This is a genomic window from Pseudoalteromonas sp. MBR-15 (assembly GCF_053628915.1).
The window spans coordinates 38301-53843 of record NZ_JBRJHH010000008.1; the positions used below are offsets into that span (position 1 = coordinate 38301).

Here is a 15543-nt window from a genome sequence, read left to right on the forward strand (position 1 = left end):
CATCATTGACAAGCTCAGAGCGTAATGCCCCAAACGACATACAAGAGCCAGTGCAGCAAAAGCTGCCACTGGCTTTTTTGCATGGCAAAGCGGTGGTCGACAAGCCTGAAGATTTATACATTCCACCCGATGCACTTGAGGTTATTTTAGAGACCTTTGAAGGTCCACTCGACTTACTCTTGTATTTAATTAAAAAGCATAAATTAGATGTACTAGAGCTGTCGATTTTTAGTATTACGGAACAATACGTTCGCTACGTTGAAATGATGAGTGAGTTTCAACTCGAGCTTGCGGGTGAATACCTAGTGATGGCAGCCTTGTTAGCACAAATTAAATCACGATTGCTGTTACCAAAACATGAGGAACTGGAAGAAGACGACGATCCGCGCGCAGAGCTAGTCAGACGCTTACAAGAATACGAGCAATTTAAAAAAGCAGCAGAAAACCTTGACGAGATCCCTCGAGAAGGTCGTGATATTTTTGTAGCAGAGGCATTAGCCCCCGAGTTTAGCGAGCGTGAAGCGCTATTACCAGACGTCGAAATGAAAGACTTGTTACTTGCATTAAGCGATGTAATGGCACGTGCTAAAACATTTGAACATCACCATATCACCGCAGAAGCGCTGTCTACTCGTGAGCGCATGAGCTTAATTTTAGACAAGCTATCCGAAGCCCAATCACAACTACCATTCCATACGCTGTTTACTGTTGAAGAAGGCCGAAGCGGTGTCGTTGTAAGCTTTATCGCTATGCTAGAGCTGGTAAAAGAAAACCTCATTAGCTGCTTTCAAGTTGATGCCAATAGCCAGATTTACGTAGGGCTGGTGGAAGAAAGTTAAAGTTTAAAGCTGTCAGAGTTTAGACACCCGTTTTACTGAGAGAAGCTTTTAATCCACTAACCACTGACTATTCTAATGTTACTTGTGCGTATACGCACAGAAGCTGTTTGTTTTACGCTATTTTCATTGTATTACAGCTGAGCTAAGCTGTGTTTAGTTTCATGGTTCTCATGGGAAATGAGTATGTTAAAGAATTCAAAGTCAAGTTACGGCTGGGTAGCTATCTTACTTCACTGGTTAATGGCACTTGGGGTATTTGGTCTGTTTGGCTTAGGTGTCTATATGGTTGAGTTAACCTATTACGATACGTGGTACAAAGGCTCTCTTGATTTACACAAAAGCGTTGGCATTACCTTAGCTGCTTTATTATTGTTTCGATTTGGCTGGCGTTTATTAGGCACGCAACCAGACCCTGTTGCAGGAAGCTCTAAAGCGGTAAACATGGCTGCGCACTCTGTACATAAATTAATTTATTTAGCCCTTATTGTCATTGTTACATCTGGCTACTTAATTTCGACGGCTGATGGCCGTGCGATCGACGTATTTAACTTATTTGCTGTTCCGGCTTTACCCGAGTCGGTGGCTAATCAAGAAGATATTGCAGGTAAAATTCACTTTTATGCCGCGTATGGGCTAATAGGTGTTGTTGTTTTACATGCTTTAGGGGCACTAAAACATCATTTTATCGATAAAGATAAAACCTTAATTAGAATGATCAAACCATTGAAGGATGATTAATATGAAAAAATTATTATTAAGCACAGCACTAAGCGCTGCACTTTTATCTACAGCGAATGCAAATGCCGCAGACTATGTGATTGATACAGACGGTGCTCACGCATTTGTTACATTTAAAATCAAACATTTAGGCTATAGCTGGTTACACGGTCGTTTTAATACGTTTTCAGGTGATTTTAGTTACGATGACAAAGCACCGGATGCATCAAAGATCAATGTCACTATTGACACAAAAAGTATCGATTCGAACCATGCTGAACGTGATAAGCACTTACGTGGTAAAGATTTCTTAAATGTAGATAAATACCCTACAGCGACGTTTAAAAGCACATCAATCAAGTTTGATGAAGAAGGCGATGAAGCCGATGTCACTGGTGAGTTTACACTTAACGGTGTAACAAAAACGATTACTTTTGAAATTGATAAAATTGGCGAAGGTAAAGATCCATGGGGTGGTTACCGTGTTGGCTTTGAAGGTGAAACAAGCTTAAAACTGGCTGATTATGGTATTGATTACAACTTAGGCCCAGCATCAACTCATGTTGATATTGGGCTGTTCATCGAAGGTATTCGTAAGTAACGACTACACGAAACGTGCCGCTTAATGAGCGGCACTTTCATTTCTATCTCTTAACCTTTTTTCTAAGATTGGTTTTAAGTTATCTGGCAACCATCGTACTAAGATATCTTCAAAATTTTGTGTATGCGCTATTTCCTCCAGCGCTTTATCTAACAAGGTAATCATTGCATGGCCTTGTTCATTGTTTGTGCAGCCAATATAACCAACACTTAATTTAGGCGCTTCAGAGAGTGTTAGTTGGGTTAATTCATTCTCGAATCCCATCGAGTGCGCCAAATAATAATGCTCACTTGGGTATCCTAATAAAATATCAATGCGCTTTTTGTGTAGCATATAAGTTAAGCTTGCAAGGGTATCGCGGCCTGGTCTTGAGATAATATTTGCATCATGGCTTGAGTTAATTACGTTATCTATATTACTGCCAAATGAGCGGCTCATTGATACACCTAATGCAAGGTGTTTGTCGTTAAGTAATGACTTTAGTGATATCGGCTTAGAGGGATCTAAATTAAGTTTTTCAATTAGCTCTTTACGAATCGCAATGGAGGGTGACAAACCTACAGTGGACGTGTGTGTTGTAAATGCAATGTGTTGTTTGCGATGTTCGCTTTGATATAGAGACAACATGCAGTAATTATTGTGTGGATTTGATAGCTCATGAATGGCACGACTAGCAGGCAATAAAGTGCGTGTGAAAGTGTAATCGGGTAGAGCATTTTTAAGCAGTTTAATGACACTTTCGTCACGTCCCATGCCTTCGTAACGGTCATTCATTATGTAGTAGGGGGCAAAATCAACTACGATCCATTCAATCGTTTTAGATTGATTAGTTGCATTTGCAAAAGGGCACAAAAAAAATAGTAAAAAAAACCATGCCAAACGCATTTTCACTACCTATTCGTAGGTTAAAAATATAAGTGTAGCAGGAATTTAGATAAGCGTAAGAAAGTTAAAAACTAAAACGCCAGCGTGGTATGCTGGCGCTTTTTCGGTTTGGGTTTAGTTGGCCTTTAACCATTTTACAAATTGGCGTGCATCGCTCGCCTTTTGGAAGATGGCATTCTTTAGGCCTTGCGTGTCGCTAAAAATTACACGCTGTTTGTTAACCGAAATTGATTGCACTGGATGTGCTATTTGGATCAAAGATCCATTGTATTTGTATGACATAATAAAACTCACTCTTTCTTTTTGTCAGTGTTCTGTAGAGCTTTGTAAGGGAACTTATAATACAGACTGACATTTGTTGTCTTGCCTACAGTGTTGACTATATTTGTGACAGTTTGGTGATAATTTTAAAATTCATCAAAATGTCATTGAGTCACACAGGTGCAAGTATTTATACGAATATGCGGGAATTACTGGATCAAGGTAAGGGGTTAACCGCGAGGTTTATAAAAACCAGACGAGTAGACTACTGCAATAAATATTTAAACGCAAGTATTATTTTTCTGGATGTTTATTTGAAACACGCGTATTCTTTACGGGCACAATAATAACAACACAGAAGTACATAAATGAACTACCTTTTGGTGTCAGATATATTCGGAAATACAGCACATTTATCACAGCTTGCGCAGCAGCTTAGTGGCAAAGTCAGTTTGTGTGAACCTTATTTAGGAGAAATACAAACACCGGTTTCTGAGCACGTTCAATATCAACACTTTTTGAATCAGTGTGGTCACGACACCTATCTTGAGCGAGTCTACATTAAAATGGCCGCTATTAAGCGACCAACTACGATCATTGCCTTTAGTGCGGGAGCATCAGCAGTTTGGCGAGCGCAAGCAGAATTACAAAACCCCTACATAAAGAAAATTATTGCATTTTACCCATCACAAGTTAGAAATCACCTTGATTTATCGGCGACAGTGCCTTGTCAGTTTATTTTTGCGCACAGTGAAGCACATTTTGATATTGAACCGGTGGTGGCTACACTCAGAGATAAACCGAATGTCAGCTGTGAAGTGTCACAGTATGCCCATGGTTTTATGAACCCGTTATCTGATAATTTTGATCATGCTGGTTACCAAGCGTATATAGAGCAACTTTTCACCAAAAAATGCAATGAACAACTTGTAACGAACTAGTAAAACTAGTCTATAGTCATGAGTAAACAACAATTTAGTTAATGACTATGACTAACCCATATAAATACTGCCACTTTTTATCAAACCCCGTTGCTAAGCCGCCATGCCGCATGATTAACGCGGCAATGTATGGTTTTTTCGTGTCTGCTTGTGAGCAAAAAATGCAGCAATATGTCGATGCGACACTCAATACAGTTGCAAATGATTCTGTGTCATTCAATGTGTTAGGCAGTGTGTGTTTACTCACGTTTACTGATATTGAAAAAATATCGTCTCTGACCCCTCCGTTTTCTGAACAGGGCTGGATGCAAGAAACCGACATTATTATTTGGTTACCTGTTTCTAAAGTGGTTAATGGTGATATTGCCCACCTGTATTGGTATCCCGCCTTCATTAGTGTGAATAATATTTATGCGCTAATAAATGGGCGTGAGGTATGGGGTTACAACAAATATTTATGTGACTATGACATGCCCACACCGGCGAACAAAACATCACGTTTTTCAATTTCATTGCCGTGTTTTGATGTGTTCTCGGCTAATTCAAAGCTTGCAATGCATGAACTATTATCAATTGAACAAGACAATATCAACACATCAGAAAACTTATTAGATAACCTTGCTCTTTTTTCGAAGCGAGTGGCTGATTTTTTTGATGATGAAGTTAAAGGCGTGGATTTTTCATTAATTAAGCAACTGTTTGAGGGGTTTATTCACCCGCAAATGGATCAAATATTGTTTAAGCAATTCCCAGATGGAGAGGGTACAAGTGCCGTTTATCGCTCTGTTGTGCATTCTCCATCAGTGATAAAAAAAATTCACCAACTTAAGTTGTTAACTAATAATTTTACCCTTGATGTGAAGTCAGTGGCGAGTTTTCCGTTGCACGATATGTTTGGTATTCAATTAGGAAGCCAAGCGGTACATTTGCCTTTTTACATCAATATGGACTTTGATCAACTTGGCGCAAGCCAGGTTTTACCTGCGTAAAGGATGACCATGAGCAAAGAAAAAATCACAATCGTAGGGGGTGGCGTTGCTGCAATGACTGCCGCGGTGTATCTAACCGAGCAAGAAGATTGGCAGCAACATCGCGAAATAACCGTTTATCAACAAGGGTGGCGCTTAGGAGGCAAAGGCGCAAGTGGTCGCAATCAGCACTTTGGTCAACGTATTGAAGAGCATGGCTTGCATGTGTGGTTTGGTGCTTATGTAAATAGCTTTCGCACTTTGCAAGGGGTCTACAATAATTTGGACAGGCCAGCGAGTTCACCGCTTGCAACTTGGCAACAGGCGTTTAAGCCGCATAGTTTTATTGCATTACAAGAGTTTATCGATAACGAGTGGCAAACATGGCCGATAGATTTCCCAACCGTTGCGGGTAATCCAGCAGATGGAAGCTTGGATATTACAGTGTGGGATTTTGTTACGATGACACTGGCTTGGCTGAAAAAATGGACCGAAGACATTGAAGATGTCTGTAAGCAACACGCAAAAACCACATTAGTTACTAAAAAGCCACGAGATCAGTTTTTACTAAAGCACCTCTATCAGCAAATAAAAGCGAATATTGATACTCAGGTTACCTCGGCAAAACAGTTTATTGATGACATTGAATCGGATGCGGCCGAGATTATCTCCACTCCTCGCTCTTTACTTACGCACTTACAACAGTTTACCGCACAGCAAACAACCCACACAGACAAGCAAGCTGATCGTTTAGTGATTTGGTATATCGTTCGCAAATTAAAGCGTTGGTTTAAAGAGCAAGTAATAGAGTTACTGGATGATAATGCACAACTGCGCAGGCTCTATATTTGTGCCGATCTGGCTATTGCGATGCTGACAGGTCTGATAAAAGATAAAGTTTATCGCGATGGTTTTGGGGTAATTAATTGCTATGATTTTCGTCAATGGCTCGAAAAAAATGGTGCAAATAGTGCCTATAGCGTTAATTCTGCTCCTGTACGAGGTTTTTATGACTTGGTGTTTGCATACCCCAATGGCGACTTTAACAAGCCTAATGTCGAGGCAGGTGTTGCAGCACTTGCCATGCTAAGAATTGGCCTTTGTTATAAAGGGGGAGTGATGTGGAAAATGCAAGCAGGCATGGGAGATGTCATTTTTGCTCCTATTTATGAGCTACTCAAAAAACGCGGTGTAAAATTTAAATTTTTCCACCAGCTTACACAATTAACGCCGGGTCAAGATTCTCATGGGCAAGCTGTGGTATCGCATATTGAACTGCGTCAGCAGGTCAGCTTAAATTCGGGTGAATATGCGCCGCTTATCAATGTAAAGCAGCTGCCTTGTTGGCCAAGTGAGCCGCTCTTAGACCAAATAAACCCGCTACAAGCGCATTTGTTGCAAGAATATCAGGTTAATTTAGAGTCGTTCTGGAGTGACTGGCCAGAAGTATATGAAGCGCATTTTAAGCAGCCACTTCCAAGTCTTACGTTAGTGCATGGAGTTGATTTTGATACCCTAATATTGGGGGTATCTGTTGCTTCGCTTGAGCATGTGGCGGCAGATTTACTTAGCGACGATAATGCCCTTGCTTTACAAGCGAGTAAAGTGAAGAGTGTTGCGACACAAGCTTGCCAAGTTTGGTTGAATAAAACTGATCAACAACTCGGCTTTACCGATACCAATTCGGCTCAAGAAGGGCCTATATTAAGTGGTTTTGTTGAGCCCTTCGATACATGGGCTGCAATGAGCAATCTCGTTGACAAAGAGGCGTGGCCAGACAGTGATCCGCCCGTTAATATTGCCTACTTTTGTAGCGCTTTTACGTGTGAGCATTATCCACCCGCTACGGCACATCATTTTCCTGAGCAAATGAAAGCTGAGGTTAAACAAAATATGCAGTATTTATTCAGCATTGATATGCAAGCATTGTGGCCGCACGCTTATACCAATAATAAGTTTGACTGGCAGGTGTTTTACCAAGATCCACACAGTATTTTGCCTGTTTTAGAGCAACAGTATTGGCGGGTAAATATTGATCCCAGTGAGCGTTATGTACTCTCTGTTACAGGGTCGAGCAAATTTAGATTAGCGACTGATGGCAGCCACTATAAAAACTTACGCCTTACTGGCGATTGGATAAAAACAGGCGTTAATGCTGGCTGTGTTGAAGCGGCGGTGATGGCTGGCATGCAAACGTCACGCTCACTCTGCGGCTTTCCAAGTCAAATTAGCGGCGAACACGCTTTTGAAAAAGGGTAATGTTTAGTCAACAGCGACTTTAATGTGGCATAAAAGCCGTTAACCCTCTGCTTTTTATGCGACTTTACAGCGTTGTTTGGTCTATACTTACTGGAAATTACAATAATTTAACATACGTCCCTCTTTTTAAGGTCTAAAAACGAATGAAACGTCCTTATCAATTCAATCCTAAACTCACTATGCTCGCGAGTAGCTGCTTAGCGGCATGTGTCATGGGTAATGCCTCAGCGCAAAATACAGAGGCTGAAAAGGACATGGAAGTTATTAGTGTCTATGCACAGAAGCGTCCGCAATCAATTCAAGACGTCAGTGTTGCGGTAAGCCAAGTGAATGGCGAACTTTTAAAAACGCAGCATTTTAAAGATTCAACCGAAATAGGGTTATTTGCACCGAACGTGAAAATAACGCAAAACGCGGCCGAGGGCACACCTCCCGCCGTCAGTATTCGGGGAATTGGCTTACTTGATTACAATACTGCGAATACATCGCCTGTAGCTATGTACCTTGATGGCGTGGCGGTTGGCTCGGCAAATAACCAAATTATTAACCTGTATGACGTAGAGCATGTTGATATTTTGCGTGGCCCGCAAGGCACGTTATTTGGTCGAAACTCAACCGGTGGGGCAATTTTAATCCGCACAAATAGGCCTGAGTTTGAGCAAGCAGGGTCGTTAACACTGGGTATTGCCAACAATAACGCCAGTAGCTTAGAGGGGATGTGGAACCAACCGCTGGGCGATGAAACGGCGATGCGGTTAGCATTCAATTATCAAGATTATGACTATTCGACACAAAATAATTTTTCTGCATCACCGACCGCGGGCATGGAGCAAAAAAATGCACGGCTGTCACTGTTAAGTCAATGGGATAACGTAGAGCTTTACCTGCAAGCACATATTGAAGATTGGGATGGCATTTCGCAGCCAGTGGGGAGTATCGGTATTATAGCAAACCCATTAACGGGAGAATTATGTTCGCCAGCCGATGCGGGTTCAACACGGTGCTTTGATAGCTTTGGGTTTAACGATGGGAGTGACGACTTTTTTACTGTGAGTGTTAACAATGACTCACCGCATAAATCAGACGGCTATGGCTTTATCGGCGAATTAAATTGGCAGTCGAGTGATAACACAACGGTGACCTCCGTAAGTAGTTTTAATAATTTAGAGCGAAGCCATGCATTTAATTGCGATGGCTCACCTGCTAGGTTATGCGAAGGAGTGTTAGGTTTAGACACCCATTTATTCAGTCAAGAGTTTAGGGTCCTTAATGAATTTACTCATTACACGCTGACCAGTGGGGTGTATTTTGCTGATGAAACGATTAAGCAAGATAACATCAATGATATTTTACGCGACTTTCGTGGTATTTTGCCTGCAGATTTAACGGCCACATTTTATTACGATAATCATATCGATACACAAAACGTAGCGCTATTTAGCCAAATTGAAGTGCCATTAGCCACGCGTTGGTTGCTCACTGCAGGTCTACGTTACGATTATGAATCACTTGAATACAGCTCTACATCAACCTTAAATGTGGTAGTCAACCCCAATGATTTAGCAGGGGTTTTAGTGCCATTTTACACAGTTTCTGATAAGCAATCCGATAATGGCATTACCGGTCAGTTTGCTCTCAATTATACGTATTTTGACACAGCGAACCTGTATTATCGTTTTGCTAATGGCAGCAAAAGTGGCGGGTATAATGGCGGCTTTTTATCATCTGAAGAACAAGCAATCTTAGCTGATTACGGCAAGGAGCGTTTAAATGCCCATGAGGTTGGCCTGAAAACGTATTGGCCGGAACAACGATTACGAATGAGCTGGGCTGCGTTTTATTATGATTATAATGACCAGCAAGTGTTTATGAATCAAGCCTCTGAAACACCGCAAATGCCGCCTGTTCAATTGCTTGAAAATGTAGCCGACTCTATAATTTATGGTCTCGAAAGTGAAATAAATTATCAGCCCACCCAACAACTCGCTATGCAGTTATCAGTGGGCTATATTCCTCATGCAGAGTACGAAGAGTATGTCGATCCATTGGGTAATAGTATCACCGATAATCAATTACCTTTTACTTCAAAATGGAATGTATCGGCAGGGCTGCAGTATGATACGCGGTTAATGAATAACCCGTTTTCAGCCAATGTGATGGTTGACTATCAGTCAGCATTTTACTTTGATCAAAATATGAACCCGTACGCCCGTCAAGAAAGCTACAGCCTTGTTAATGCACACTTTAAATATGATGTAGATAACTGGTCGTTTATATTATGGGGAAAAAATCTATTTGATACAGAGTACAGTCAGTTAAAATTCGATTTGAGTTCATTTCTGGGTATGTTAGAAGACTTTAAAGGAGAAGGGCGACGTTATGGCTTTGATGTGGCTTTTCAATTTTGATGATTTATGACTTTTGTTTATTAGGGGCGCTGTGAATGCGGTTAAAGCTATTCTTAGGCAGTTTGCTTTTTCTATTTTATTCAACGTATTCAGTGTGCGCCGAACAAGCGTTTATATATACAGACGCATCTTTTGAGCAGAACCTACATGATGTCGGGCAAATATTAGCTGCGAGAGACAATCGATTTCCTCAATCTGCGGCTGATATTAAACGCTGGCGTGCCTCAAAAAGGCCACAATCACGTATCAGCTCTATTGGGGGCGGTTACTGGTTGATTGTCGATATAGAAAATCAAAGTGATATCGAAGACCTTGTCCTGTACCCCTACAATACCTTGGTTTCAAAAATAGAAAGTCGGATTTATGACCTAACCGATGTTTCTCAACCTGTACGAAGTTTTGTGACAGGTGGCGTCGAAAAAAACCAATTTGCATTTCACTATGGAAACCGCCTAAACCTTGAAAAAGGCAAGCGCTATACGTTGATCACACATTTTGAAAGCGATTATTTTTATACTCCTGCAAAGTTAGTGTTAACGCCGTATCAAGATTATTTCGAAATTATCACGCTCGAAAATGTAATCATCATGCTGTGTTTTGGGGTCGGTATAGCGCTTGGTTTGTATAACCTGTTAATTTATTTAGTGTCTAAAGACGTCACGCATTTATATTATGCTTTATTCACCGCTTCGTGGGTGTTCGCATGGAGTCATTTCTTTCATATTTCGGATCAATTGTTTGGGTATTACAACCCGCACTTACATTGGCTAGGTTTTGCACTCACGCCACTGACCAACATTTTATTTTACAATAATCTCCTTAAGTTAAAGGAAACGTTTCCGAAATTAGCGCAGCTGTCTCTGACTGTCGGGGTTATCGCAACATTGGGGATCCCATTTTGTGTTGTGTGGCCTAGCTTTGGTTTTTATTGGTCAACATTAGTAACGGGTGTCGCTTTGTGTTTAGGCTTGTATATCGGTGTACGTTGTATGTTGATTGGCTTCAAACCTGCACGTTATTTTGTACTGGCCTATGTTGCCATGATGGTGCCTAACATGGTGGGTAATCTTACAAACTTAGGATTATTGCCTGCCACGTCGATGAATTTATATTTATTAGGACTGATTGGCACCGCGATGGATGCTATGCTACTTGCGTTTGCTGTCGCTGATAAATTTAGGTTGTTGCATGAGGACAATGTTGAGCTTAATAAAAACCTCGAGCAAAAAGTACAGTTAAGAACACTTGAACTTGAAGAATTAGCCGATGAATTACGAGACGCAAATGAAGCTAAAAGTCGCTTCTTAGCCAATATTAGCCACGAAATACGCACACCCATGACATCGATTATTGGCTATGCTGATGGCATTATGCTTGGTGATATTAAGCCTCATGAACGAAATCATGGCATCGGTGTCATTTTACAAAATAGTCGCCATGTACTCGGCCTTATTAATGATATTTTGGATATGTCGAAAATAGAGGCGAATAAGCTTGAAATTGATCTAATTGAAACCGATTTATTTGCCACGATAGCGAATATTGAATCACTTATTGGTAAGCAAATACGTGATAAAGGCTTAAAATTTAGCGTTGATTATCAATTCCCTCTGCCTGATTACATCGTGACCGATCCTAGCCGATTAAGGCAAATATTATTAAATTTGACGACCAATGCACTAAAATTTACTCAGGTTGGGCGAATAACGCTTACGGTGAGTTGTGAGAATAATACCTTAGCGATCAGTGTGAAAGACACCGGTATTGGCATGACAGATTCTGAACAAAAGTCGTTATTCAGTGCCTTTTACCAAGCGGATTCGAGTATTTCTCGTCAGTATGGTGGCACAGGTTTGGGTCTTAATATTTCTAAAAGTTTAGCGCTAAAACTGGATGGTGATATCAGTGTAAAAAGTTACGTTGGCTCAGGTAGTGAGTTTACTTTAACAATCGCTGTGTACACAACAGACAATACGCGTTGGCTCAATGATATGAGTGAAGTTAGATTAGTCGAAACCTCTCCGTTTAGTAAACTTGATGCGCCAGAAAATTTAAAAGGTCGGGTGTTACTCGCTGAAGATCACCCTGACAACAGACGTTTATTTGCACGTATTTTAGAGCGTATGGGGCTAACAGTCACAACGGTTGAAAACGGTAAAGATGCCGTGCAGCAAACGCTTGAGAACACATTTGACTTAATATTACTTGATATTCAAATGCCAATTATGGATGGTCAAGAAGCACTGAAAATGATGCATGCGACGGGGATCTCGGTGCCCATTATTGCTTTAACCGCGAACACGATGAAGCATGAAGTAGAGCGTTACATGAACCAAGGTTTCACCGATTTAATTGCAAAGCCCATAGACCGTAATGCATTTAGTCATAAAATTGCCAGTTACCTAGACTGCGATGAATTAGCTGATATAAAGCTACCTGAACACGAATTCCAACTGCTTAAGGATGACTATATCAAAGGACTTAAAAATCAATATGCCGATATGCGTAAGCAATATAAAAAAATGGATATCGAAGGCTTAAGTCGAAATGTGCACATGTTAAAGGGCGCAGCCAACATGTTTGAGTGCGAGACGCTTTATATCAAAGCACTTGCTGTTGATAGTGCATTAAAAAATGACACCGTAACGCTAGACACGCAGTTGTTTGCCTCGCTATTTAAGGCCATGGAAGACGAAATAGACAAAGTGTGTCATTAATGATTTGAATAATGGGTATTTCCATACATACGCAGACAGTGCAGACAAATCTTGGTATTAATAGATACTCACAAAGCATAATCAACCGACTAGTTGCTAAAACGTTATGATGCAGTATCAACATATTTCAGTGCCAGAGCAGGGTGAACAAATCACCATCGATAAAAATGGCCAGTGGTGTATTCCTGACAATCCAGTAATCGCTTACATTGAAGGGGATGGTGTTGGGCAAGATATTAGCCCCGTTATGCGAAGTATCGTTGATTCTGCTATTGAGGCAGCTTATCAGGGAGAGCGTCGGATTCACTGGATGGAAGTGTTTAACGGTGAAAAAGCGGCCGCACTCTACGACGGAGATTGGTTTCCACAAGAAACACTCCATGCCGTAAGGCAGTTTAAAATTGCCATAAAAGGTCCACTAACCACTCCTTTGGGTGGGGGCTTTCGTTCTTTGAACGTCGCACTTCGCCATGAAATGGATTTATTCGTTAATATGCGGCCTATCCGCAGTTATCCGCATTTACCCTCACCATTAAAAGAGCCTGAAAAAACCCACATAACCGTTATTCGCGACAGTTCAGAAGATGTTTACTCGGGTATTGAATGGCAAGCTGGCAGTATTGACAACGAGCGAATGCTCGACTTTTTATGTCAAGAAATGGGGGTGACACGATTACGTTTTGATACCCAGTGTGGGCTTGGCATTAAAAATAGCTCAAAAGAAGCGGCCGAGCGTTTGATGCGATATGCACTCAATTATGCACTAAAACAACAAAGTAAATCTTTAACTGTGGTGCATAAAGGGAATGTATTAAAGTTTACAGAAGGAGCGTTTAAACGCTGGGCCTTTGCGGTAGCAGAGCAAGAGTTTAATGCAGTTGCCCATGAGAATGGCCGTTGGTTGCTAGTAAAGCGTGACAATCAGGACGATTTAGTCATTAAAGAAGTGATTGCCGATAATATGCTTCAGCAGGCGTTGCTTACACCAGAACAATTTGATGTAGTCGTAACCACCAATCAAAATGGTGATTATTTGGCCGATATGTTGACTGCACAAGTCGGTGGCGTTGGTATAATGCCAGCAGCAAATTTAAATAATGAGGTGGCTTTTTTTGAGCCAACACATGGCACTTTTAACCGGATAGCGGGTGAAAACACGGCGAACCCAAGCAGTAGTATTTTAAGTGCAGTAATGATGCTGCGTTTTATGGGGTGGCAGGAGGCTGCACAAAAAGTGGAATCAGCTCTGGAAGAAACATTATTGGCAAAAGAGCTTACCTTTGATTTGGCTGACTATGTCACCGGTGCGACGATGCTTAATTGCAGTGATTTTGCAAAAAGCATCATCGCTCGAATAAGTAACTCAAAGTAATGCGCATATTAAGCAGCGTGTGCGCTATTAATGGCGTACACGCATGGTTTACCTGTCAGTGCTGCGGCACGTTGGTAAATGTGCTTTGCACCAGGCTCGTCGCTTGTAATACCTGTTAGCGTATCCATAAGAGCAACCACTAAAATAGCCGGTACTTGGCAGCAATACTCATCAAGTACAGCCGTCGTCGTTTGAGCATCTACATGACAATGTGGATGAGTTCGTACAGAGCTGTAGGCAGTTAACAGTGTTTCTGTTGGTAAAACATCATCTGCTTGGTGTTTCGTTTTACGACACTGACACCCAAATTCATCAACCAGTGTTGCAAGAATCTGGTATATCTCGTCACACGCAATTTCGCTTTTTTTACAAAGTTGCTGTTCAATAAAAGTATGTAATTGACCATTAATGTAAAGGCCGTCTTGTTGAGTGAATTGTGCTGAAGTTTCCATATCAAGTTCTCTTTGTTTATGTGCTTAACTTCACTCTAGCCTGACACTCATTATTAATGAAATTGTTGTTTTCAATAACTGATATTGATTTTATCAATATTCTTAATTTGTTACCTGTCGGCCACTGTATTTGCAAAAGCTAATAGTTCTCGACGCAGCCATTGGTGCGGGTTTGCATGGTGTAATAATGGACTCCACAGCATTTTTACTTCAATGGGAACAATTTGAAATGGCACTGGACTTATGACTAAATCGGTGTGTTTTGCGAGCAACATCGCTTGACGTCGAGGCAGCGTGGCTATCAATTTAGGCGATTGGCAGAGCAAGCTTGCGACCATGTAATGGCGAGTGAATACACGAATATTACGCGTTTGTTCGAGCTGCCATAATGCTTCATCTACCCAGCCTAATTTTTGACTTCCAGATTTATTAGTCACCGCTGCTTCAACCCCCCAGCCAGCCCGATTTACCCAAATATGCTCTTGTGCAAGGTAGTTCTCAAGCGTTTGCTGTTGTAGATAAGGATTGTCAGGGTGACTTAAGCAGCAATAGTTATCGCGCCAGACACTGGCTTGGTGAAATGAACGGGGTAAACCATTAAAGCGGTTTATAGCTAAATCGATTGTGCCCTTTTCCATATCGTGTAAGTTGACGTCGCTTGGACTCAAAATATCAAAATTAAGGCCGGGGCTTTTCGCCAGTTGTTGGGTGATAAAAGGGGCTATTAAGGTTGATTCTAGATAATCATTTGCCATGATCCGAAACGTTATATTTGCAGTGCTTGGGTCAAACAGTTCACTTGGTTGCGTGATTTCTTCGGCCATTTTTAGCAGTGCTTCAATTTCAGGCTTGAGACTCAGCGCTTTGGCTGTGGGTGTCATTGTGCCAGCGGCTCGAACGAGCAAGGGATCGTCAAATAAATCACGTAACCGTTTTAATGCATTGCTCATCGCAGGCTGCGTTAAGGCAAGTTTATTGGCTGCTTTTGATACATTTTGCTCATCTATCAGTACATTTAAATACACCAATAGATTTAGGTCGACATGCCTAATATTCATCTGATCAATCTTATTTATTATCTTTATTAATTACCTAAATTAAAGCGTGCTTGCTATTGTGTGTA

General features: G+C 41.2%; 12 protein-coding genes. 9 read left to right on the forward strand and 3 right to left on the reverse strand.

The window, feature by feature from the left end; all coding sequences use genetic code 11:
- The first annotated feature begins 5 nt into the window (after positions 1-5).
- The 3 genes from ACSSVW_RS12080 to ACSSVW_RS12090 all read left to right on the forward strand — a co-directional run bounded on the left by ACSSVW_RS12080 (position 6) and on the right by ACSSVW_RS12090 (position 2157).
- Positions 6-839, forward strand: coding sequence for a segregation and condensation protein A (locus ACSSVW_RS12080; protein WP_268260788.1), 834 nt, complete (start codon positions 6-8; stop codon positions 837-839).
- A gap of 183 nt (positions 840-1022) precedes the next feature.
- Positions 1023-1577, forward strand: a complete 555-nt coding sequence (locus ACSSVW_RS12085) for a cytochrome b (protein WP_036968975.1) — start codon at positions 1023-1025, stop codon at positions 1575-1577.
- 1 nt (position 1578) lies between these two features.
- Positions 1579-2157 (forward strand): YceI family protein, encoded by a 579-nt coding sequence (locus tag ACSSVW_RS12090; protein WP_036968973.1) that lies wholly within the window; start codon positions 1579-1581, stop codon positions 2155-2157.
- A 21-nt stretch (positions 2158-2178) separates the two neighbouring features.
- Here ACSSVW_RS12090 and ACSSVW_RS12095 read toward each other — a convergent pair whose 3' ends face one another.
- Positions 2179-3042 (reverse strand): TIGR02285 family protein, encoded by an 864-nt coding sequence (locus ACSSVW_RS12095; protein WP_421419572.1) that lies wholly within the window; start codon positions 3040-3042, stop codon positions 2179-2181.
- Positions 3043-3671: 629 nt separating this feature from the next.
- Between ACSSVW_RS12095 and ACSSVW_RS12100 the strand changes: the two genes are divergently transcribed.
- The 6 genes from ACSSVW_RS12100 to icd all read left to right on the forward strand — a co-directional run bounded on the left by ACSSVW_RS12100 (position 3672) and on the right by icd (position 13968).
- A complete protein-coding gene (locus tag ACSSVW_RS12100; RefSeq protein WP_454179405.1) occupies positions 3672-4244 on the forward strand; it encodes a hypothetical protein in 573 nt (190 codons plus the stop codon).
- A gap of 47 nt (positions 4245-4291) precedes the next feature.
- Positions 4292-5233 (forward strand): acetoacetate decarboxylase family protein, encoded by a 942-nt coding sequence (locus ACSSVW_RS12105; protein WP_143474478.1) that lies wholly within the window; start codon positions 4292-4294, stop codon positions 5231-5233.
- 9 nt (positions 5234-5242) lie between these two features.
- On the forward strand, positions 5243-7471 hold the full coding sequence (locus ACSSVW_RS12110; RefSeq protein WP_454179406.1) for an NAD(P)-binding protein: 2229 nt from the start codon (positions 5243-5245) through the stop codon (positions 7469-7471).
- A 143-nt stretch (positions 7472-7614) separates the two neighbouring features.
- Positions 7615-9879, forward strand: a complete 2265-nt coding sequence (locus tag ACSSVW_RS12115) for a TonB-dependent receptor (RefSeq protein WP_454179407.1) — start codon at positions 7615-7617, stop codon at positions 9877-9879.
- A gap of 35 nt (positions 9880-9914) precedes the next feature.
- Positions 9915-12596 (forward strand): 7TM diverse intracellular signaling domain-containing protein, encoded by a 2682-nt coding sequence (locus ACSSVW_RS12120; RefSeq protein ID WP_454179408.1) that lies wholly within the window; start codon positions 9915-9917, stop codon positions 12594-12596.
- A 109-nt stretch (positions 12597-12705) separates the two neighbouring features.
- On the forward strand, positions 12706-13968 hold the full coding sequence (gene icd, locus ACSSVW_RS12125) for an NADP-dependent isocitrate dehydrogenase (RefSeq protein WP_454179453.1): 1263 nt from the start codon (positions 12706-12708) through the stop codon (positions 13966-13968).
- 8 nt (positions 13969-13976) lie between these two features.
- On the opposite strand, the gene ACSSVW_RS12130 is transcribed toward icd, so the two are convergent.
- Both ACSSVW_RS12130 and ACSSVW_RS12135 read right to left on the reverse strand, forming a co-directional pair.
- Positions 13977-14420 carry a hypothetical protein gene (locus ACSSVW_RS12130; RefSeq protein ID WP_036968961.1) on the reverse strand — a complete coding sequence of 148 codons (444 nt, stop codon included), beginning with the start codon at positions 14418-14420 and terminating at the stop codon, positions 13977-13979.
- Positions 14421-14530: 110 nt separating this feature from the next.
- Positions 14531-15478: a LysR family transcriptional regulator gene (locus ACSSVW_RS12135; RefSeq protein ID WP_036968959.1), complete on the reverse strand. Its 948-nt coding sequence runs from the start codon at positions 15476-15478 to the stop codon at positions 14531-14533.
- Positions 15479-15543: the final 65 nt, after the last annotated feature.

What these genes read in the sequence shown, in the direction of transcription:
- ACSSVW_RS12100 (WP_454179405.1), top strand. Translation starts at nt 3,672, where the DNA reads ATGAACTACCTTTTGGTGTCAGATATATTCGGAAATACAGCACATTTA.
- ACSSVW_RS12085 (WP_036968975.1), top strand. Translation starts at nt 1,023, where the DNA reads ATGTTAAAGAATTCAAAGTCAAGTTACGGCTGGGTAGCTATCTTACTT.
- ACSSVW_RS12090 (WP_036968973.1), top strand. Translation starts at nt 1,579, where the DNA reads ATGAAAAAATTATTATTAAGCACAGCACTAAGCGCTGCACTTTTATCT.
- ACSSVW_RS12130 (WP_036968961.1), bottom strand. Translation starts at nt 14,420, where the DNA reads ATGGAAACTTCAGCACAATTCACTCAACAAGACGGCCTTTACATTAAT.
- ACSSVW_RS12120 (WP_454179408.1), top strand. Translation starts at nt 9,915, where the DNA reads ATGCGGTTAAAGCTATTCTTAGGCAGTTTGCTTTTTCTATTTTATTCA.
- icd (WP_454179453.1), top strand. Translation starts at nt 12,706, where the DNA reads ATGCAGTATCAACATATTTCAGTGCCAGAGCAGGGTGAACAAATCACC.
- ACSSVW_RS12110 (WP_454179406.1), top strand. Translation starts at nt 5,243, where the DNA reads ATGAGCAAAGAAAAAATCACAATCGTAGGGGGTGGCGTTGCTGCAATG.
- ACSSVW_RS12135 (WP_036968959.1), bottom strand. Translation starts at nt 15,478, where the DNA reads ATGAATATTAGGCATGTCGACCTAAATCTATTGGTGTATTTAAATGTA.
- ACSSVW_RS12105 (WP_143474478.1), top strand. Translation starts at nt 4,292, where the DNA reads ATGACTAACCCATATAAATACTGCCACTTTTTATCAAACCCCGTTGCT.
- ACSSVW_RS12115 (WP_454179407.1), top strand. Translation starts at nt 7,615, where the DNA reads ATGAAACGTCCTTATCAATTCAATCCTAAACTCACTATGCTCGCGAGT.
- ACSSVW_RS12095 (WP_421419572.1), bottom strand. Translation starts at nt 3,042, where the DNA reads ATGCGTTTGGCATGGTTTTTTTTACTATTTTTTTTGTGCCCTTTTGCA.